A 19,718-nucleotide genomic window follows, 5' to 3' on the forward strand; every position below is an offset into this window, starting at 1 on the left:
CTGTTCCTCCTGGGCGATGCGGCCGGTCGGGGTGGGCGGCAGGTGGGTGAGGAGGGCGGTGGCCGCCTCCGGCCGGCCCGCGTGGGCGTGGGCGGCGGCCAGGCGGGCCGTGACGAGCGCGTGGTCGTGGGGGTGCGTGGACGGCGGCAGCTGGGTGAGCGCGGTGCTCAGGTGGGCCACGGCGCTGCGGGCGTGGGCCGGGCGGTCCAGGCTCGCGGCGAGGTCGCGGTGGCACGTCCCGTGGGCGACGGTCAGGACGAGGTGCGCGCGGGCGAGCCACGGGCTCGGTTCGCCCGAGTCGAGGGCCGTCTCGGTCAGCAGCTCGGCGGTGGCGAGGGCGCGCAGGGCGTCGGCGGCGGCGCCTGCGCAGGCGTGCGCGTGGGCCTGCGCGAGGGCGGCCCAGGCCTGGACGCCGGGTCGGCCGGGCAGGAGGAGTGCGGCGGAACGGGCGGCGCCGGCGAGGGCGAGCGCGGTCGTCGGGTCGCCGCGCCACCAGTGCACCGAGCTCTGCCGGGCGAGCAGGTCGGCGACGGCCGCGCGGTCCTCGGCGGCGCGGGCCCAGGCGAGCCCGCGGCCGTACCAGGCGAGGGCGCGGGCGGGGCGGTCGCCGTCGAAGTGGGTCCAGCCGGCGAGCTCGGCGTAGCGGGCGGCGAGGGAGAGGACGCGGGCGTCCGGCCGCCAGCCGGCCAGGACGCGGGTGTGGTGTTGGAGGACGGCGGTCAGGTCGTCGCCGCCGATGTGGGCGACGGCGGCGCGGTAGACGGTCAGCAGGCCGCTCAGGACGTCGAGGGCGGCGGCGTCGGGCCGGATGGTGCCGGCGGTCCCGTCCGGCCCGAGCGGGCCGAGGGCGCCGAGGTGTTCGCGCTCCTGCCGCACGGGCTGCCAGAGCTCGCCGAGCTCGCCGCCGGTGCCGAGCAGGTCGTCGGCGCGGGCGGCGAGGCCGGGCGGCGGCCAGCGGCGCGCGTTCTCGATCCGGCTGATGAGCGAGTCGTCATAGCCGAGCCGGCGGCCGAGTTCGGCCTGGCTGAGGCCGTGGACCTCGCGCCAGTACCGCAGCCGGTGGCCGAAGCGCAGCCGGGCGGACACGGGGACGGGGGCAGAAGCAGGGGTGGGGGCAGGGGTCGGTGCAGGGAGGAGCGGCACGTGGGCTCCCGGTGACGTGGGGGTGCGCTCTGAGGGGGAGCGCCATGCCCAGGTATCCCCATTGACGTAGACCCGTCAAACGACCGCCCGGTCAGGGCGGGGGCCTCCAGCACGGTCACCTCGACCCCGCAATGCGCGCCGGGCCCGGGAGCCTCCGCAACGGCTCCCGGGCCCGGTGTTCCTCACGCGCGGCGCGGACGGCTCAGGAATCCGCCGCCACCGCTGCCCGCCGCCGGCGGCCCACCACGGCCGAGGCGACGAGCACGATCGCCGCGGCGACCAGCGACAGGTACATCTGCTTGCGCCCGTCCTCGTCGGTGAACATGTACGCCATCACGAACCCGATCATGCCGATCGCGGTCCAGGTCAGGTACGGGTACAGCCACATCCGGACGGTCAGCCGCTCGGGCATCTCGCGCTCGATGATCTTGCGCATCCGCAGCTGGGTGCCGCAGATCACGAGCCACACGAAGAGCGCGACCGCGCCGGAGGAGTTCAGCAGGAACGCGAACACCGTGTCGGGAGAGGTGTAGTTGAAGAAGACGGCGACGAAGCCGAACACCACCGAGGACAGGATCGCGACCTGCGGCACGCCGCGCTTGGTGACGGTCGCGAAGGCCTTGGGCGCGTCGCCGCGCTGGCCGAGCGAGAAGGCCATCCGGGAGGCCGTGTACATCCCGGAGTTGAGGCAGGACAGGACGGCCGTCAGCACGATCGCGTCCATCACCTGGCCGGCGTGCGGGATGCCGACGTGGTTCAGCACCGCGACGTACGGGCTCGCCTTGACCTCGGCGGAGTCCCACGGCAGCAGGGTGACGACGAGCAGGATCGAGCCCAGGTAGAAGACGCCGATGCGCCAGATCACGCTGTTGGTGGCCTTGGTGACGGCCTTCTCCGGGTCCTCGGACTCGCCGGCGGCGAGCGTGACGATCTCGCTGCCCATGAACGCGAACACGACGGTGAGCATGCCGGTGAAGACCGCGCCGACGCCGTGCGGCAGGAAGCCGCCGTGGCCGGTGAGGTTGGTGGTGCCGACCGAGTGCGTGCCGGGCAGCAGGCCGAACACGGCGAGGATGCCGATCACCAGGAACGCCGCGATCGCGACCACCTTGATCCCGGCGAACCAGAACTCGAACTCGCCGTAGGACGACACCGAGGCGAGGTTGGTGGCGGTGAGCACCGCCATCACGATCAGCGCGAACGCCCACTGCGGCACGCCGGGCATCCACTGGTTGAGGATCTTCGCGCCGGCGGTCGCCTCGACCGCGAGCACCACGACCCAGAAGAACCAGTACAGCCAGCCGATGGTGAACCCGGCCCAGCGGCCGAGCGCGCGGTCCGCGTACGCCGAGAACGAGCCGCTCTGCGGGTCGGCCGCGGCCATCTCGCCGAGCATCCGCATCACCAGCACGACCAGCAGGCCGGCCAGCGCGTAGGAGAGCAGGATGCCGGGGCCGGTGGCCGCGATGCCCGCGCCGGAGCCGACGAACAGGCCGGCGCCGATCACGCCGCCGATGGCGATCATCGACAGGTGGCGGTTCTTGAGCCCGGCCTTCAGGTGGCCGTCGCCGCCGTGCCCGCCGTGCCCGTGCGGTCCCGCCTGGTGGGGGACCTTCGCCGATGTCGTCGCCGGCTTGGTGGTGTCCGCACTCATCAAGGGTGCCCTTTTGCCTTTCCCGCGCGGTGTGACCCTCGGCTCGTCTCGCCGGAGGGTTGTGGGGACAGACCCGCGCATTGCGGTGCAACCTAACTTCTACGCCCGAGTATCGGAACAAGGCCTCGATAACTGTTCGGTAAGCGGACGAGAAAGCGCAGGTCAGAGCGGGTGCAAATGGGGCACGGAAGTGGCATGGAAGCCTCAAATCTGACGCAGCGTCAGGCGCTGAGGGGGTGTTCCGGGGCAGGAGGTCTACGCCTCTCGCAGCTCCAGGACGACGATCCGGTGCGCGTCCGCCGGCCGCCCGGTGAGGCGCGCCGCGAGGATCCGGGGGATGTCGCTCTCGCATGCGTGGCCGGGGAGCAGTGCCACCTCGGCCCGCCGGACCCCGGGCTCCCCTCGGACGGCGTACGCCACCCGGTACGTCGTCCGCTCCGGCGGCGGCGCGCAGTGCTCCCGTCCGTCGACGGCCATCGGCACCTCGCCTCCTCCGGGCCATTGTCGACCCGGTGTGGCCGAACGGGGCAAATCCGGGCAGAGTGGGATTCTCCGGAAGGGGTGGCCCTCATGCCCATGCAGACCACCTGGAAGGGGACGATCAGCTTCGGGCTGGTCAGCATCCCCGTTCACCTGTACTCGGCCACGCAGGAGCACGACGTCCCGCTGCACCAGGTGCACGCCAAGGACGGCGGACGGGTGCGGATGAAGCGGTACTGCGAACGGGAGGAGAAGGAGGTCCCGTACGCGGAGATCGCCAAGGGCTACGAGTCTCCCGACGGCCGCACCGTCACCCTCACCGACGAGGACCTGGCCGACCTCCCGCTGCCCAGCAAGAAGATCATCGACGTGCTGGCCTTCGTCGACGCCGCCGAGATCGACCCGCTGATGTTCTCCAAGGCCTACTACGTCGGCGTCGCCGACAAGGGCGCCGCCAAGCCCTACGCGCTGCTGCGCGACGCGCTCGTCGACTCCGGCCAGATCGCCGTCACCAAGATCGCGCTGCGCACCCGGGAGTCGCCCGCGGTGCTGCGCGTGCACGACGGCACGCTCGTGCTGCAGACCTGCATCTGGCCGGACGAGGTGCGCCCGGCAGCGGGGATCGCGCCGGAGGAGGACGTCAAGGTGCGGCCGCAGGAGCTGAAGATGGCGCGGTCGCTGATGGAGACCCTGTCGGAGGACTTCGACCTCTCCCAGCTCCACGACGACTACCAGCTCGCCCTGCAACAGGTCGTCCAGGCGCGGCTCGAGGGCGTCGAGATCCCGCACGAGGAGGAGCCGGGCGAGGCGCCCGACAACGTGATCGACCTGATGGAGGCGCTGCGCAGCAGCCTCAAGCAGGCCAAGGTCGCGCACGGCGGCGACGGCGACGGCGGGGCGGGCGAGGAAGGGCCCGCGCCGCCGCGCAAGCGGGCCACTACGGCGAAGAAGGCGGCGTCCGCGAGCCCGAAGGCGGCGGCGCAGCCGAAGGCCGCTGAGAAGAAGACGACCACCGGCAAGACCACCGCGCGCAAGACCTCGGCCACCCGCAGGGCCTCGTAGGCCGTGCGGGGAGGGCTGCGGACCGGGTAGTCCCCTGCCCGATGCAGTCCCCCTTCCCGGAATCCCCGATTCCCCTGAATTCCCTGACTCCCCCGAATTCCCGATTTCCCCGACCGAACGGGAGGCGATCCCGATGGACCTGCTGACCTACAAGGAACTCGACACCGGCCCCGACGCTCCGGCGGACCCGACCCTGGGCCACCGCGCCTGGCACTGGCTGCTGAGCCTCAGCCCGACCGCCGTGACGCTCATGGTCGCGCTGTCGATCGGCCTCTGCATGGTCGCGGTGCAGGTGTCCCAGGAGGTCGTGCTCGCCGTGATGGCCGTCTTCTGGGCCCTGACGTTCCTCGCCCTGGTGGGCGTCGTCGCCCGCTGGATGACGACGCCCGGCCGGGGCAGGCACCGGATGGCCGCCTGACCCCGGCCCACGGAGGTACGGGATCCGGGCGGGCTCAGCCGATCCACACCGTGGTGACGTTGCAGAACTCCCGGATCCCGTGCCCGGACAGCTCCCGCCCGAAGCCGGAGCGCTTGACGCCGCCGAACGGCAGCGCCGGGTGGGAGGCCGTCATGCCGTTGAAGAACACCCCGCCCGCCTGGATGTCGCGCACGAAGCGCTCCTGCTCGGCCGGGTCCGTCGTCCAGACGTTGGAACTCAGCCCGAACGGCGTGTCGTTGGCGAGCGCGACCGCCTCGTCCAGGTCGGCGACACGGTAGACGGTGGCGACCGGGCCGAAGGTCTCCTCCAGGTGGATCCGCATGGCCGGGGTGATGCCGGTGAGCACCGTCGGCTCGTAGAAGTACCCGGTGTCCCAGCCGTCGGGGCGCCCGCCGCCGCACTCGATGCGGGCGCCGTGGGTGCGCGCGTCCTCGACGAGCTCCTCCAGGTCGTCGCGGCCCTGGCGGCTGGCGAGCGGGCCGACGTCGGTGGCCTCGTCCATCGGGTCGCCGACCCGCAGCGCGCTCATCGCCTCGGTGAAGCCGGTGGTGAAGGCGTCGTAGACGTCGGTGTGGACGATGAAGCGCTTGGCGGCGATGCACGACTGGCCGTTGTTCTGCGCCCGCGCCCGGACGGCGGTGCGGACGGCGGCGTCGAGGTCGGCGGACGGCATGACGACGTACGGGTCGCTGCCGCCCAGCTCCAGGACGGCCTTTTTGACCTCGTCGGCCGCAGCGGCGGCGACGGCGCGCCCGGCCGGCTCGCTGCCGGTGAGGGTCACGGCGGCCACCCGGCGGTCCCGGATCACGCCCTCGACCGCACCGGAGCCGATCAGCAGGGTCTGGAAGCAGCCCTCGGGAAAGCCGGCCCGGCGGAACAGCTCCTCCAGCGCGATGGCCGTGCGGGGCACGTTGGAGGCGTGCTTGAGCAGGCCGACGTTGCCCGCCATCAGCGCGGGCGCGGCGAACCGGATCACCTGCCAGAACGGGAAGTTCCACGGCATGACGGCCAGCACGGCGCCGATCGGGCGGTAGCGGACGTAGGCGCGGGCGGCGCCGGAGTCGGCGACGTCGGCCGCGGCCGGGTGCTCGTCGGCGAGCAGCGCCTCCGCGTTGTCGGCGTACCAGCGCATCGCCTTCGCGCACTTGGCGGCCTCGGCCCTGGCTGCGGTGAGAGGTTTGCCCATCTCCTCGGTCATCGTGCGGGCGATCGCCTCCTGGTCCTGGTCGAGCAGGTCGGCGGCGCGGCGCAGGAGCGCGGCGCGGGAGGCGAAGGTGGTGGTCCGGTAGCTGTGGAAGGCGGCCTCGGCGAGGGCCAGGCGCCGGTCGAGGCCGGCCGCGTCGAGCGGCTCGAAGGTCTGCAGGATCTCGCCGGTCGCGGGGTTGATGCTGGCGATGGGCATGCGGGGACTCCCAGGGGTTCGGGGTGGCTCGCGGGTCGCGGGGAACGGCCTGTGCCCAAACCTGCCCGACCGGCCGTCCCCGGGCACGCCACCGCCGCCCGGCGTGTCCTGCCGGGCGGTGCGCGCGGACGGCCGGGAGCGGGCTACTCGGGCAGCGACTCCACCCGGGCCGCCGCCTCGCGCGCCCGGGCCCCGGCCCGGGTGCGGCCGGCCGTCACCAGCCGGTTCGGGAAGCGGTGCAGGTACTCGGCCTCCAGCTGGCCGGTGCGCAGCGTGTGGCGCTTGAGCGCCTCCTCGGAGCCGTACAGGAACGTCTCGTGGCGTGTGCGGTGCAGCTGTTCCAGCTCGTGCAGCAGGGTGTCGTTGCCCAAAGCGTGCGGAGAAACGCCCTCGGGCCTGAGCTGCGGGGCGGTGGCGTGCCGCATGTCCGTACCTCCTCGGCAAATGCCCCCCTTGTACCCGGTGCCCGGCTACCCGCTCCAGTACACGCGTTCGGCCGACCGGCGGCATCTCGGGGCGCCTCGCGGAGGGCACTGCACACGGCGTGGACGAAATGAACAAGAGATATCGTACAACTCTTGTCGCACAAGAGCTCTTGTTCATATGCTCCTCGCATGACCGACGAACCCGAGAACTTCCGGCAGGTCCTCGACGCCCGCGTCCTCGCCGCCATCACTCATCCGGTGCGCCGCCGACTGCTCGATGTCCTCAAGGTGGACGGCCCGGCGACCGTCGGGCGGCTCGCCGAGCGCACGGGGCAGGCGGTGGGCAACGTCAGCCACCACGTGAAGGTGCTGGCGGGCGGCGGGCTGATCGAGGAGGTGCCCGAACTCGCCCGGGACCGGCGCGAGCGCTGGTGGCGGCTCACGGCGGCGGAACTGCGCTGGGCGCGGTCCGACTTCGAGGACGACCCGGTCCGCGAGGCCGTGGCCGACGCTGCCGGATCGCTTCTCCTGGAGCGCCAGACCGCCCTCGTGCGGCAGTGGTTCGCGCAGCGGCACGCCTACGGGCCCGAGTGGCGCGACGGCTGCTCGGTGGCCACCGAGACGTGGCTGCGGCTCACCCCGGAGGAGGCCAGGGAGTTGGCCGTCGACCTGACCGCCGTGCTTCAGAAGTGGGCGGCACGGCCTGTGCCCGAGGACGGCCGGGAGCGCGAGCCCGTCTTCGCGTTCGCCCACAGCGTCCCGGCGCAGCCGTGACGGCCGACGTCGAGCTTGCCGCGGACCGGGCAGCGGTAGAACTCCGGTCGCGCTGGGGCCTGTTGGCGGACCGCGACTTCCGGCTCCTCTGGGCGGGCGAGAGCGTCAGCAAGCTGGGCAGCAGTGTCACCTCCGTCGCGCTGCCGCTGGTCGCGGTGGTGACACTGGGCGCCGGCCCGATCGCGTCCGGCCTGCTGACCGCCGCGGTCTGGCTGCCCTGGCTGCTGGTCGGTCTGCCCGCCGGGGTGTGGGTGGGGCGGGTGTCGCGGCGGGCGGTGATGATCGGCTGCAACGTCGCGTCGGCGGTGCTGTTCGCGAGTGTGCCGGTGGCGGGCTGGTTCGGGGTGCTGACCCTGGCGCAGTTGCTGGTGGTGGCCTTCCTGGCCGGCGTCGCGTCCGTCTTCTTCGAGGCGGCGTACGCGGCGTACCTGCCCCAACTCGTCACGCCTGAGCGCCTGATCGAGGGCAACGCCAAGCTGGAGGGCAGTGCCCAGGCTGCCCGGGTCGCCGGACCGGGCGTCGCGGGACTGACCGTCCAGACGCTGGGGGCGGCAGCCGGGCTGCTCGCCGACGCCATGACCTTCGCGGTCGCGACCGTCACGCTGCTGTTCGTCCGCCCGCGGGAGGACGTGGAACAGGCCGCCACGAACGCGGCCGGGCCGTTGCGCACCCAGGTCCGCGAGGGCCTGGCCTTCCTCCTCGGGGACCCGTACCTGCGGTCCTTCACGCTGTACGGCGCGGCGGCGAACTTCGGGCTCATGGGCTACCAGGCGGTCAACGTGCTGTTCCTGGTCCGGGAGGCCGGGGTCGCCCCGGGCTGGGTCGGCGGGATCGCCTCGGTCGCCGCGTTCGGTGGCGTGCTGGGCGCTCTGGCGGCCCGCCCGCTGTGCCGGCGCCTCGGCAGCGCGCGCGGAGTGCGGATCGTGCTGCTGGCCGTCGCACCGTTCGGGCTGCTGATGCCGCTCGCGGCGCCAGGCCCCGGCATCGTGCTCTACCTGGTGGGCTCATTGGTGATGGTCGCGGGCGTCGTCTTCTGCAACGTCGTGCTCGGCAGCTTCCGGCAGTCCTACACCCCGTCCGCCCTGCTCAGCAGGGTCGCGGCGACCTCGATGTTCGCCAATCACGCGACCATCCCGCTCGGCGCCCTCGCCGGTGGCGGGGTGGCTGCCGTCCTCGGGCTGCGCGCTGCGATGTGGGTCATGACAGGGCTGCTGGCGCTGTGTGGGCTGCTGCCGTTGGTGTCGCCGTTGCGCACCGTCCGGGAGCTTCCCACCGGGCACGCCGTGATCATCGAGCCTCGACGTGAGACGTAGGATGAATCCCTCGTTTCCCTAGGAACCGCGCGGACGGATCGCTCATGCCCCTTCCCAAGGCCGAACTGCACCTGCACATCGAAGGCACGCTGGAGCCCGAGCTCGCGTTCGCGCTCGCGGACCGCAACGGTGTCGTGCTGCCGTACGCCGACACCGAGGAGCTGCGCGAGGCGTACTCGTTCAGTGATCTGCAGTCCTTCCTGGACCTGTACTACGCGCTGATGGCCGTGCTGCGCACCGAGGAGGACTTCGCGGACCTCGCCGACGCGTACCTCGCGCGGGCCGCGGAGCAGGGGGTGCGGCACGCGGAGATCTTCTTCGACCCGCAGGCGCACACCGCGCGCGGCGTGCCGATCGGGGTCGTCGTGGACGGGCTCACCCGGGCGCTCGGGCGCAGTGAGGAGCGGTACGGCATCAGCACGCAGCTGATCATGTGCTTCCTGCGGGACGAGTCCGCCGAGTCCGCGCTGGAGACCTTCGAGGCCGCGCGCCCGTACTTCGGCCGGATCGCGGGCATCGGGCTCGACTCCGCCGAGGTCGGCAACCCGCCGGCCAAGTTCCGGGAGGTGTACCGGCGGGCGGCCGAGGCGGGGCTGCGCCGTGTCGCCCACGCGGGCGAGGAGGGGCCGGCCGGGTATGTCACGGAGGCGCTGGACGTGCTCGGCGTCGAGCGGATCGACCACGGGCTGCGCTGCCTGGAGGACGGCGAGCTGGTGGCCCGGCTGGTCCGCGAGCAGGTGCCGCTGACCCTGTGCCCGCTCTCCAACGTCCGCCTGCGCTGCGTCGACACGCTCGCCGACCACCCGTTGCGGGAGATGCTGGACGCCGGACTGCTGGTCACCGTCAACTCCGACGACCCGGCCTACTTCGGCGGCTACGTCGACGACAACTTCCGGGCCGTCCAGCAGGCCCTGGCCCTGGAGCCGGAGACCCTGCGGCTGCTCGCCGCGAACTCCTTCCGGGCGTCCTTCGTCGACGACGCGCGGAAGGCCGAACTCCTGGCCGAGGTGGCCGCGTTCACCTTCCCGCCGGTCGAGTTCTGACGGCCGGTCGCGCCTCCGCCCCCGGGATCGAGGGGGCGGAGGCGCGGTACGTCAGAGCAGGGTGCTCCAGTAGTACCAGAAGCGGTTCAGCACCAGCAGCGCGATCACCGCGTACCAGAGCGCCGGCACCACCCAGTGGTAGCGCGCCAACTCCCGCACCACCGGCCGCAGCCCGCGCCCGACCGGGATGACGCCCGAGCGCAGGTTGTGCAGCGTCGTGTACCAGAACAGCGGGATCATGGCCGCCCACACCACCATGCAGTACGGGCAGAGCGCGCCGATCCGGTAGAGCGCCTGGTACATCAGCCAGGTCACGAAGCCGATCCCGAAGACCGTCCCGGCCTGGAGGCCCAGCCAGAACCAGCGCCGGTACGCCGCCCCCGCGAGCAGGCCCGCCCCGATCGCCACCACCACGGCGAAACCGGCCAGGCCCAGCAGCGAGTTGGGGAAGCCGAAGGCCTCGGCCTGCTCGCTGCGCATGATCGAGCCGCAGCTGATGATCGGGTTGATGTTGCAACTGGGGACGTACGACGGGTCCTTCAGCAGCCGGAGCTTGTCCAGCGTGAGGACCGCCGAGGCGAACAGGCCGAGCGCGCCGCCGATCAGCAGCAGCCAGGCGAACGGCCGGCTCGCGCCGTACGTCCGCGCGGCGGGGGCGGCCGTCACCCGGTCACCTGCTTGACCATCGCGGTGAACTGCTCGGGGCTGACGGCCTTCCCGCCGGTGAGGACGTCCAGCTTCTTGCCGTCCAGCTTGACGGTCGGGGTGCCGGTGACGTCGCTCTTGTTGAACTCCTCGTTCACCTTGGCCGCCCACGGCGCGTAGGTGCCGTCCTGGACGGCCTTGACGAAGGCGTCGGTCTTCAGGCCCGGCACCCGGCCGGCCAGGTCGAGGATCTTGTTGGTGTCCCCGAAGCCGTCGGTGCGCTCGTCGGGCTGGTTCTTGTAGAGCACGTCGTGGAACGCCTTGAACTTGTCCACGCCCTCGTTGAGCGCGGCGCCGGCGGCGGCCAGCGCGGTGCGCGAGCCCTTGCCGCCGAGGTTGTTGTCGAGGAACGTCGCCAGGTGGTACTCGATCTTGTACGTGCCGGCGTCGGCGAGCTGCTGGATCGCCGTGCCGGTGGTGGTCTCCAGCTGCTCGCAGAACGGGCAGCGGAAGTCCTCGTAGATCTCCAGGGTGTGCGGGGCGTCGGCCTTGCCGTAGGTGATCACGGTGCCGTCGGTGCCGCCCGCGTTGGCCGGGACGACCAGCGGGCCGTTCGCGGCGCTGCCGGAGGAACCGGAGGAGCCGCTCACGGCGAACGCCACGCCGCCGACGATCGCGAGCAGGGCGACGGAGGCGGCGCCGACCACGACGCGGCGGCGGACCCGGTCCGCGCGCTCGGCCTGCTCGCGGGCGACGCGCATGCGCTCGGTGGCGGAGGTCTTGGTGCTGGTCTTGCGGGAGTTGCTCATGAGGTGTCGTCCTGTGCTCTCGGATGCTCGCGAGCACGCGGAGGAGTGCGCGCGGGCGTGCGGAAGGGCGGGCGCGCGGGTCGTTCCGCGCGAGAGGGCTGCTGGGGCTACTCAGCAGGCCGGGGCGAACACCGGCGGACCGCGCCGCACGGCGGGGCCGAGGACGACGTCCTCGGCGGGGACGCGGCCCCGGCTGGCCCGCGGGAACGGCACCCGGACCACCGGACGGGCCGGGACGGGCGCCGCGAGCAGCGGGAGCAGACGGGCGGCGGCCGGCAGGTGCCGCTGCAGGAGCTCGCCCAGCATCCGGGCGGAGCGGGCGAGGCCGGCCAGCGCGGCGTCCGCGCGGCGCAGCCAGAACGCGCCGGCCAGGGCGATCGCCGTGTGCAGCAGCAGGAGCAGGGCGAGCCCGGTGTTCGGGGACAAGTCGTGCCCGAGCAGGAGGCCGCCCAGGGATCCGCCGCCGCACAGCAGCGGCTCGAAACCGCGGCCGCCACCGGGCGGCATGGTCGGACAGCTCGCCTGGGCGTAGCCGAACAGCGCGCTCACGCCCAGTTCGAGCGGCAGGAACACCGCGGCGACCGCCGGGTAGCCGCGCTCGCGGCCGGCGAGCGCGAAGGCCACCGCGAAGACGGCGGCGGAGGCGACGGCCAGCGTGCCGGTGGGCAGCGGACGGCCGGTGACCAGCACCTGGCCGAGCCCGGCGAGCAGCACGAGCAGCGCGGCGAAGACCGCCGCGCGGAGCGTCCTGGTGACCGGGCCCGAGTACTGCATCGCACCCGAGTCTGCCACAGGTTGAAACCCGAACGGTCCGGCCGCGGGCCCCCTGTGGGGAGCCTCACCATGGGCGCTGAGCTGGGCTTATGCCGTCCTTACGCGATCACAGGGCGGCGGCGACGCGGGCCTCGACCAGCTCCCGGAAGTGTTCGAGGTCGCCCCGCACGGCCCGCTCGATCGCCCCGGCCTGGGCGAAGCCGCGCGGCCCGCCGAAGGCCTCGTGCACCGCCTCCGGCTCGTACTCCACCCGGATCTGCAGCCGGGTGTGCCCCGCGTCGATCGGCAGGAGCGCGAAGGCGCCGCGCAGCCGCACCCCGTCGAGCGTGCGCCAGGCCATCACCCGGCCCCGGCCGCGGTCGGTGATCTCGGTCTCGACGTCCCGCTCGGCGCCCCCGATCGCCACCCCGAGGTGGGCGAGGTTCCGCCCGTGCGGGTACGCGCTGCGCACCCCGTCGACGAACTGCGGGTAGTCGTGCACCCGGTGCAGCTGCTCCCAGGCGGCGAGGACGGGAACGGCCAGGTCGATCTGTTCCTCCAGAGTGCTCATGGCGAGACCGGACCTCCTGCGGTTGCTCGCTCCGCCGGTTGATCGCTCCGACGGCTGATCGTGGGGTGTTTCCAGCCTGCGCCTCGGAGCGGCGGTGGGCAAAGAGCGCACGCGGGCGCACCCGCCGGGGCGCGGGGAGCGGGGCCGTGCGGGAGACTGGGCGCATGCCGGAGCTGCCCGAGGTCGAGGCGCTGTGCGCCTTCCTGCGCGAGCGGCTGACCGGGCGGGTCGTCGCCCGGGTGCAGCCGGTGGCGATCAGCGCGCTGAAGACGTACGACCCGCCGGTCACGGCCCTGGAGGGGCTGACGGTCGGGTCGGTCGCGCGGCACGGCAAGTTCCTGGACATCGAGGCCGGCGGGCTGCACCTGGTGATCCACCTGGCCAGGGCCGGGTGGCTGCGCTGGAAGGACGCCCTGCCCGCCGAGCCGCCGCACCCGGGCCCGAAGAACCCGCTCGCCCTGCGGGTGCGCCTGGCGGGCGAGGCCGGGGACGGCTTCGACCTCACCGAGGCGGGGACGAAGAAGGGGCTCGCCGTCCACGTCGTGCGGGACCCGGCCGAGGTGCCCGGAGTGGCCAGGCTCGGGCCGGATCCGCTGGACCCGGGCTTCACGCCGGAGTCCTTCGCCGCGCTGCTGAGCGGCGAGCGGCGGCAGATCAAGGGCGTCCTGCGGGACCAGACCGTGCTGGCGGGCGTCGGCAACGCCTATTCGGACGAGGTGCTGCACGCGGCCCGGATGTCGCCGTTCAAGCTGGCGGCGAGCCTGACCGAGGAGGAGACGGCGCGGCTGTACGAGGCGCTCGGCGACACGCTGCGCGACGCGGTGGAGCGCTCGCGCGGGCTCGCGGCCGGCGAGCTGAAGGCGGAGAAGAAGCTCGGGATGCGGGTGCACGGCCGCACCGGGCAGCCGTGCCCGGTGTGCGGGGACACCGTGCGCGAGGTGTCGTTCGCGGACTCCTCGCTGCAGTACTGCCCGACCTGCCAGACCGGAGGGAAGCCGCTGGCGGACCGGCGGCTGTCCCGGCTGCTGAAGTGAGCGGTGCGGCAGCCGGGACGCCGGCGGGTGCGGGTGCGGAGGGGGGACGCGGGCGGGTGCGGGTGCGGGCGCCGGGGCTCAGCGCTTGATCGCGACGCCGCCCCAGTAGTACGCGGCCAACGGGTCGGCCGGCGGCGGGCCGTCCGGGCGCCAGGCGAGGACGGGGGCGACGCCGGGCTCGACGAGGTCCCAGCCGTCGAAGAAGCGCACGACGTCGTCGCGGGTGCGCGGCACGAGGGTCATCCCGCCGGCGCGCGCGGCCTCGGTGACCTGGCCGACGGCCACCGGGTCGAAGTCCTGGGTGGGGGTGGTGAGCGCGAGGCAGCTGCCGGAGGGCAGGGCGTCGCGCAGCGCGGCGACCCGGCCCCACGGGTCGTCCTCGTCGGCGATCAGCATCAGTACGGCGATCATGAGCAGGCCGACCGGCCGGTCGAGGTCGAGGGTCGCGGTGAGCGCGGGGTCGCTGAGCAGTTCCTCGGGTTTGCGCAGGTCGGCGTGGATGTAGGTGGTGCGGCTGGTCTCGCCGGAGACCATCAGGGCCCGGGCGTGGGCGAGCACGATCGGGTCGTTGTCGACGTAGACCACCCGGGTGCCGGGGCTGACCTGCTCGGCGATCTCGTGGGTGTTGGGCGAGGTCGGGATGCCGGTGCCGAGGTCGAGGAACTGGTGGATGCCGTGTTCGCGGGCGAGGTGGCGCACGGCCCGGCCCTGGAAGGCGCGGTTGGCCTTGGCCATCTCCTTGATGCTGGGCACGGCCTGCTCGATGGCCTCGGCCATGGCGCGGTCGGGCGGGAAGTTGGTCTTGCCGCCGAGCCAGTAGTCGTAGACCCGGGCCGAGTGCGGCGTGGTTGTGTCGACGCCGAAACGTTCCCACTGGCTCAGCTCGGCGGGCTCGTCCTCGTGCCGGTTGCGGTCCGGGGAGTCCTGACTTGTCGTCATGGCCACGTCCTCTGATGGCAGATCATCACACTGGAGGGGGCCAGCGTAGCGGTCCCGAATGGAACCCGTGCGTCCGGCGGGGGAGCTGGGGGCCTTGGGCCGTCGGAGTGGTGATCCGGTCCGTCGGGGGTGCCGACCGGGAGCGGGGGTGACGGGCGGGGGAAGCATCCAACATGCTGTCAGATCGTCTTATTACTGCTCAGATCACTTCGAACCCCGCGCCCGGATCCCGTGCCCCTTCGCGCAGGCTGCTGCTGATGGCGGCCGGCATGTCGTTGCTCGGGGCGGCCGGCTGCCAGAACCCGTTCGACGGCGCGGACCCGCCCCCGGCGCCCGTCCCCGACGCCGCGGAGGCGGGTGCGGTCGGGGCCGCTCCGGTGGGGTCCCCCTCGCAGTGGGCCTCGGCGAGCACGGCGCCGACCGCGACCCCGTCGGGGGCTCCCTCGCCCACCGCGACGGGCTCGCCCACCGCGACGGGCTCGCCGAGCGCGCAGGCCGCGCAGCCCGTCCAGCCGGTGCACAAGGTGCTCACCCAGGCGGAGGGCAAGCCGGTGTACGAGCTGGACCCTTCGCGGAAGGTCGTGGCGCTGACCATCGACGACGGCCCGGATCCGCGGTACACGCCGACCGTCCTCGACCTGCTCCAGAAGTACGGGATCCGGGCGACGTTCTTCCTGATCGGGGAGAACGCCGTCCAGCACCCGGCGCTGGTGCGGGAGATCGCGGACCGCGGGCACCACATCGCCAACCACACCTGGACCCACCCGGACCTGCGGCACCTGTCCGACGCGAAGGTCCGGGACGAGCTGGAGCGCACCTCGGACGTGCTGTTCAAGACCACCGGCCGGCAGCCGACCTGGTTCCGCGCGCCCGGCGGCGACTGGTCGGACGCCTCGCTGCGGATCGCCGCCGACCTGGGGCTGCGGAACATGGCCTGGTCGGTGGACCCGCGGGACTGGGCCAGGCCCGGGACGTCGGCGATCGTCGACACCATCCTCAAGGACGTCCGGCCCGGCTCGATCGTGCTCAACCACGACGGCGGCGGGGACCGTTCGCAGACGGTGGCGGCGATCAAGGCGTACCTGCCGGTGCTGGTCGATTCCGGGTACTTCTTCACCGCGCCGCCGAACTGAGCGCGAATGTCGGCCGGTGCGGCGAGGTAGCGGTTTCCATGCTTAAACCACTCGAATGAGTGGATTTGGAGAACCGTTTCTGCGGTTTTTGGGCCCATAGGGTGATCTCGCACCAATTCACCAGGTACCGCCGGGTACCACCTGAAAGGCCCTCAATCATGCGTCTCCGCAACGCCGTACTGGCCTCCGCCAGCGCTCTCGCCCTCGTCCTCGCCGTGCCGGCCTCCGCCAACGCCGCCACCGGCGATTTCCTCTACAAGGTCGGCCCGCTGCCCGGGATCCCGACCGGGATCTTCGACCCGCAGAGCCGCGTGTGCATCGACCTCCCGGACACCGGGTTCGAGCCGGGCTACGCGCCCGAGAACTTCACCACGTCGACGGCCACGGTGTTCCTGGAGGCCCACTGCGACGGCGACGTCTTCTACGTCATGAACCCCGGCAAGAAGCTCGGCGACCGCCTCAAGCTGCGCTCGGTGATCTTCTCCTGACCGGCGAAGGCGGGTGAGGTGGCCGGGGTCGGGCGGTCGGCGTAGCGTCGAACTGTCCGGCCCGGTCGCCGGTCCTTCGCCGTGCCCCTGGTCGGGCGCCCCGGCCCGGGCAGAGCGAAGGAGGGCCTGGGATGACCGGCAACGGCTACGCACACCCCGAGGCGCTGGTCCGCACCGACTGGCTGGCCCACCACCTGGACGACGGCACGATCAGGGTCGTCGAGGTGGACGAGGACACCACCGCGTACGACCGGGACCACATCCCCGGCGCCGTCGGCTGGAACTGGACGACCGACCTGCACAGCCAGGTCGGCCGCGACTACGTCGACCGGGCGGGTGTCGAGCACCTGCTGCGGGCGGCCGGGGTCGAGGACGACACCACCGTGGTGCTCTACGGCGGCAACAACAACTGGTTCGCCGCGTACGCCTACTGGCTGCTGCGGCTGCGCGGCTACGGGCCGGTGCGGCTGCTGGACGGCGGGCGGAAGAAGTGGGAGCTGGAGGGCCGCGAGCTCACCCACGAGGTCATGGACTACCAGCACACCTCCTACCGGCTGACCGGTCCCGAGCGGCCCGAGCTGCGCGCGCTGCGGGACGAAGTGCTCAGCCGGGCCGAGGTGTTCGCCAAGCCGGGCGCGGACGCGGTGCTGGTGGACGTCCGCTCGCCGGCCGAGTTCCGGGGCGAGCTGATCGCGCCGCCGCACCTGCCGCAGGAGCAGGCGCAGGTGCCCGGGCACATCCCGGGGGCGGTGAACGTGCCCTGGTCGCAGGCGGCCAACGACGACGGGTCGTTCCGCTCGGCGGATGAGCTGCAGGCGCTGTACGGCGGGAAGGGCGTCGGGCCGGAGCGCGAGGTGATCGCGTACTGCCGGATCGGCGAGCGCTCGGCGCACACGTGGTTCGCGCTGACCGAGCTGCTGGGGTACCCGCACGTCAAGAACTACGACGGCTCGTGGACGGAGTACGGCTCGCTGGTGCGGGCGCCGGTCGTGATGGGGGCGTGAGGCCGGTCGTGATGGGGGCGTGACGACGGGCGTGCGGGGGCGCGAGGCTGGGCGTGGTGGGGGCGTGACGAAGGGCGTGCGGGGCCCGTCGGGGCGGGCCGGCGGAAGGGGTTCGGCCGCTTGCCTCATTTCGGCTTGTTTCTTTGCATGAACATCTCATAATCCGGGAGTGGAGCCGGGGCCACCGGGACAAGGATCGATCCGACCCTTCGTCCCAGTGACCCTGGAGGACCCGTTGCGCAAGAGGCTGATCGTCTCCGCTGCGAGTGCCATGGCCCTGTTCCTCGCCGTCCCCGCGTCGGCAGCCGACTTCCAGCCGGGCGCACCCGGCATCGGCGACCCCTACTACCCGACCTACGGCAACGGCGGTTACCACGTCTCCCACTACGACATCCGGCTGAAGTACCAGCCCGCCACCGACGAGCTGGAGGGCACCACCACCATCCTCGCCACCACGACCCAGGACCTCTCGCGGTTCAACCTGGACTTCGCGCTGGACGTCCAGGAGGTCCGGGTCAACGGCCGGCCGGCCACCTTCGCCACCAGCGGGGTGCAGGAACTGGAGATCACGCCGGCCCGGCCGCTCGCCAAGGGCACTCAGACCACCGTGGTCGTGCGCTACAAGGGCGTGCCGTCCACCGTGAAGCGCTACGGCTTCACCGCGTGGCAGCGCACCCCGGACGGCGCGGTCGCGGCCGGCGAGCCCGAGGCGGCGTGGTGGTGGTTCCCGAGCAACGACCACCCCAGCGACAAGGCCACCTACGACGTCTCCGTCCAGGTGCCCGACGGCAACGAGGTGATCAGCAACGGCCTGCTCGTCGGCAAGAGCTCGAAGGCCGGGTGGACCCGCTTCAGCTGGCGCGAGAACAAGCCCCAGGCGACGTATCTCGCCACCCTGGCGGTCGGCAAGTTCGACGTCACCCAGGACACCACGGCGAGCGGGATCCCGGTCTACAACGCGTACAGCAAGGACCTCGGCGAGAACACCGACGCCGCGCGCGCCAGCGTCGAGCGCACCGGCGAGCTCGTCGACTGGCTCAGCGGATACTTCGGCGAGTACCCGTTCAGCTCGGCCGGCGGCTACGTGCCCAACGTCAAGGCCGGGTTCGCGCTGGAGAACCAGACCCGGGTCTTCTACGGGCCCCGGCAGTTCGCGCGCGGCTCCAACACCTCGGTGGTCGTGCACGAGCTGGCCCACCAGTGGTACGGAGACAGCGTCTCGGTCGCGCACTGGAGCGAGATCTGGCTCAACGAGGGCTTCGCGTCGTACGCGCAGTACCTGTGGTCCGAGCACGAGGGCGAGGGCACCGCGCAGGAGCTCGCCGACTACGTCTACGCCTCGCACCCGGCCGGCGACAAGTTCTGGACCGTCAAGCCGGGCGACCCGGGCCCGGAGAACCAGTTCGACTCCGCCGTCTACGACCGGGGCGCGGTGGCGATCCAGGCGCTGCGCAACGCCGTCGGGGACGACGCCTTCTTCCGGATCCTGAAGGGCTGGCCCACCGAGCACCGCTACGGCAACGCGACGATCAAGGACTTCCAGGACTACGCGGAGAAGATCTCCGGGCAGTCGCTCGGGGACCTCTTCACCACCTGGCTGTACACCCCGTCGAAGCCGGCCCTCGGCCCGGTGCCGAAGGCCGACGCGGGCGACGCGGCCTCGCTCGCGGCGCGCTCGGACACGGCGGGCCCCGCCGACGAGCCGCAGGCCGTCGTCGAGCCGAAGTCCTGGCAGAAGATCCAGGAGAGCCACTCGGCGCACGCCGACGGGCACTGACCTCAGCGCCGTGTCGTACCCGCACCGTCCGCCGCCAGCAGCTCGCCGAGGCGGCGGACGGCGAAGGGTATGAGGTCCCGGACCGGGAGCAGGCGGCACCGCGCGCTGCCCACCAGCACCTCGCGGATGCCCGCCTGCTCCTCGAACTCCCGGCCCACGACCGGGAAGTGGGTGTCGTTGTCGTCGCCGACGTCCTCCGTCTCGATCCAGACGCGCTCGCCCCCGACAGCCATCGGGAAGCGGCGCAGCTTGCGGCGCGGGGCGGGGGACAGCGACTCGGCGTAGTGCAGGAACGTGTTCCGGTTGTGCCCGACGCCGATCAGCAGCACGTGGGCGTCGAGCTCGTGCAGCGCTCCGAAGGGCGACTCGCGGCCCACGGCGTCGCCGAGCGACTGCCGGCCGGTGATCCGCCCGGCCTTGGCCCCGACGGCGGCGACCGACGCCTGCGGGTGCGGGCTGCGCAGGCTCTCCGGGAGTGTCCGCAGGGCCTCGGCGATTGCGCCCATGGGGGACGGCAGGCCGGGGTGGAACAGCGGTACGGCGGCCCGCCGTTCGGCGACCCCGGGCGTCGGCACTCCGGTGTGCTTCGGGTGCGGATCGCGGACGACGGACCCGGTGAACGCCGGCACCGCGACCGTTCCGGTGGGCCCGACGGCCGTGCGCAGGCTCTCGACGACGGCCGCGGCGCCGCCCTCGACCCTGCCGAGGCTGGAGAGCGACGAGTGCACGATGAGCGTCGCGCCCTCGCGGACGCCCATCGAGCGCCAGGCCTCGGCGAGCCGGGCGGTGGTGAGCCGGGCGGTGGTGAGTGGCGTGGAGTCGGTCATGGT

Annotated in this window: 21 protein-coding genes; 10 read left to right on the plus strand and 11 right to left on the minus strand. The window is 72.7% G+C overall.

Features of this window, described 5'->3' with window-relative positions; all coding sequences use genetic code 11:
• The 3 genes from AB0O00_RS04140 to AB0O00_RS04150 form a co-directional block, all read right to left on the minus strand.
• A partial coding sequence (locus AB0O00_RS04140) for a helix-turn-helix transcriptional regulator (protein WP_363648540.1) occupies positions 1–1,086 on the minus strand: 1,086 nt, incomplete at its 3' end.
• Positions 1,087–1,345: 259 nt separating this feature from the next.
• The gene (locus AB0O00_RS04145) at positions 1,346–2,797 is read right to left on the minus strand and encodes an amino acid permease (protein ID WP_363648541.1); all 1,452 of its coding nucleotides are present in this window, start codon (positions 2,795–2,797) and stop codon (positions 1,346–1,348) included.
• 255 nt (positions 2,798–3,052) lie between these two features.
• Positions 3,053–3,274 (minus strand): hypothetical protein, encoded by a 222-nt coding sequence (locus tag AB0O00_RS04150; RefSeq protein WP_363648542.1) that lies wholly within the window; start codon positions 3,272–3,274, stop codon positions 3,053–3,055.
• Between the two features lie 93 nt (positions 3,275–3,367).
• On the opposite strand from AB0O00_RS04150, the gene AB0O00_RS04155 reads away from it, so the two are divergent.
• Positions 3,368–4,339 (plus strand): Ku protein, encoded by a 972-nt coding sequence (locus AB0O00_RS04155; RefSeq protein ID WP_363648543.1) that lies wholly within the window; start codon positions 3,368–3,370, stop codon positions 4,337–4,339.
• Positions 4,340–4,472: 133 nt separating this feature from the next.
• The gene (locus AB0O00_RS04160; RefSeq protein ID WP_363648544.1) at positions 4,473–4,757 is read left to right on the plus strand and encodes a hypothetical protein; all 285 of its coding nucleotides are present in this window, start codon (positions 4,473–4,475) and stop codon (positions 4,755–4,757) included.
• Positions 4,758–4,791: 34 nt separating this feature from the next.
• On the opposite strand, the gene AB0O00_RS04165 is transcribed toward AB0O00_RS04160, so the two are convergent.
• Entirely contained in the window at positions 4,792–6,180 is a 1,389-nt protein-coding gene (locus AB0O00_RS04165; protein WP_363648545.1) for an NADP-dependent succinic semialdehyde dehydrogenase, read from the minus strand.
• A gap of 143 nt (positions 6,181–6,323) precedes the next feature.
• Complete coding sequence (locus AB0O00_RS04170) at positions 6,324–6,605, minus strand: DUF6158 family protein (protein WP_329929523.1); 282 nt, start codon at positions 6,603–6,605, stop codon at positions 6,324–6,326.
• A 189-nt stretch (positions 6,606–6,794) separates the two neighbouring features.
• Here AB0O00_RS04170 and AB0O00_RS04175 point away from each other — a divergent pair, with 189 nt between their 5' ends.
• From AB0O00_RS04175 to AB0O00_RS04185, 3 genes are read left to right on the plus strand one after another with little or no spacing between them, the layout of a single operon-like run.
• Positions 6,795–7,379, plus strand: coding sequence for a helix-turn-helix domain-containing protein (locus AB0O00_RS04175; RefSeq protein ID WP_363648546.1), 585 nt, complete (start codon positions 6,795–6,797; stop codon positions 7,377–7,379).
• Positions 7,376–8,692 (plus strand): MFS transporter, encoded by a 1,317-nt coding sequence (locus AB0O00_RS04180; protein WP_363648547.1) that lies wholly within the window; start codon positions 7,376–7,378, stop codon positions 8,690–8,692. The genes AB0O00_RS04175 and AB0O00_RS04180 overlap by 4 nt, the downstream gene beginning before the upstream one ends.
• Before the next feature lie 44 nt (positions 8,693–8,736).
• Positions 8,737–9,735 (plus strand): adenosine deaminase, encoded by a 999-nt coding sequence (locus AB0O00_RS04185; RefSeq protein WP_363648548.1) that lies wholly within the window; start codon positions 8,737–8,739, stop codon positions 9,733–9,735.
• A gap of 51 nt (positions 9,736–9,786) precedes the next feature.
• On the opposite strand, the gene AB0O00_RS04190 is transcribed toward AB0O00_RS04185, so the two are convergent.
• The 4 genes from AB0O00_RS04190 to AB0O00_RS04205 all read right to left on the minus strand — a co-directional run bounded on the left by AB0O00_RS04190 (position 9,787) and on the right by AB0O00_RS04205 (position 12,513).
• Entirely contained in the window at positions 9,787–10,401 is a 615-nt protein-coding gene (locus AB0O00_RS04190) for a vitamin K epoxide reductase family protein (protein WP_363648549.1), read from the minus strand.
• The gene (locus tag AB0O00_RS04195) at positions 10,398–11,189 is read right to left on the minus strand and encodes a thioredoxin domain-containing protein (RefSeq protein ID WP_363648550.1); all 792 of its coding nucleotides are present in this window, start codon (positions 11,187–11,189) and stop codon (positions 10,398–10,400) included. The genes AB0O00_RS04190 and AB0O00_RS04195 overlap by 4 nt, the downstream gene beginning before the upstream one ends.
• 111 nt (positions 11,190–11,300) lie before the next feature.
• Positions 11,301–11,963 (minus strand): hypothetical protein, encoded by a 663-nt coding sequence (locus AB0O00_RS04200; protein WP_363648551.1) that lies wholly within the window; start codon positions 11,961–11,963, stop codon positions 11,301–11,303.
• 106 nt (positions 11,964–12,069) lie between these two features.
• Positions 12,070–12,513 (minus strand): SRPBCC family protein, encoded by a 444-nt coding sequence (locus AB0O00_RS04205; protein WP_363648552.1) that lies wholly within the window; start codon positions 12,511–12,513, stop codon positions 12,070–12,072.
• 164 nt (positions 12,514–12,677) lie between these two features.
• Between AB0O00_RS04205 and AB0O00_RS04210 the strand changes: the two genes are divergently transcribed.
• A complete protein-coding gene (locus AB0O00_RS04210; protein ID WP_363648553.1) occupies positions 12,678–13,547 on the plus strand; it encodes a DNA-formamidopyrimidine glycosylase family protein in 870 nt (289 codons plus the stop codon).
• Positions 13,548–13,625: 78 nt separating this feature from the next.
• Here the strand turns inward: AB0O00_RS04210 and AB0O00_RS04215 are convergent, their stop codons facing one another.
• Positions 13,626–14,486 (minus strand): SAM-dependent methyltransferase, encoded by an 861-nt coding sequence (locus AB0O00_RS04215; RefSeq protein ID WP_363648554.1) that lies wholly within the window; start codon positions 14,484–14,486, stop codon positions 13,626–13,628.
• A 257-nt stretch (positions 14,487–14,743) separates the two neighbouring features.
• On the opposite strand from AB0O00_RS04215, the gene AB0O00_RS04220 reads away from it, so the two are divergent.
• The 4 genes from AB0O00_RS04220 (at position 14,744) to AB0O00_RS04235 (ending at position 18,888) form a co-directional block, all read left to right on the plus strand.
• Complete coding sequence (locus AB0O00_RS04220; protein ID WP_363648555.1) at positions 14,744–15,619, plus strand: polysaccharide deacetylase family protein; 876 nt, start codon at positions 14,744–14,746, stop codon at positions 15,617–15,619.
• A gap of 158 nt (positions 15,620–15,777) precedes the next feature.
• The gene (locus AB0O00_RS04225; protein ID WP_363648556.1) at positions 15,778–16,107 is read left to right on the plus strand and encodes a hypothetical protein; all 330 of its coding nucleotides are present in this window, start codon (positions 15,778–15,780) and stop codon (positions 16,105–16,107) included.
• 131 nt (positions 16,108–16,238) lie between these two features.
• Positions 16,239–17,111, plus strand: a complete 873-nt coding sequence (locus AB0O00_RS04230; RefSeq protein ID WP_363648557.1) for a sulfurtransferase — start codon at positions 16,239–16,241, stop codon at positions 17,109–17,111.
• A 235-nt stretch (positions 17,112–17,346) separates the two neighbouring features.
• Positions 17,347–18,888 (plus strand): M1 family metallopeptidase, encoded by a 1,542-nt coding sequence (locus AB0O00_RS04235; protein WP_363648558.1) that lies wholly within the window; start codon positions 17,347–17,349, stop codon positions 18,886–18,888.
• Positions 18,889–18,890: 2 nt separating this feature from the next.
• Here AB0O00_RS04235 and AB0O00_RS04240 read toward each other — a convergent pair whose 3' ends face one another.
• Positions 18,891–19,715, minus strand: a complete 825-nt coding sequence (locus AB0O00_RS04240) for an AAC(3) family N-acetyltransferase (protein WP_363648559.1) — start codon at positions 19,713–19,715, stop codon at positions 18,891–18,893.
• Positions 19,716–19,718: the final 3 nt, after the last annotated feature.

Origin of the sequence: Kitasatospora sp. NPDC093558, assembly GCF_040683475.1 — a bacterium.
GTDB lineage: Bacteria > Actinomycetota > Actinomycetes > Streptomycetales > Streptomycetaceae > Kitasatospora.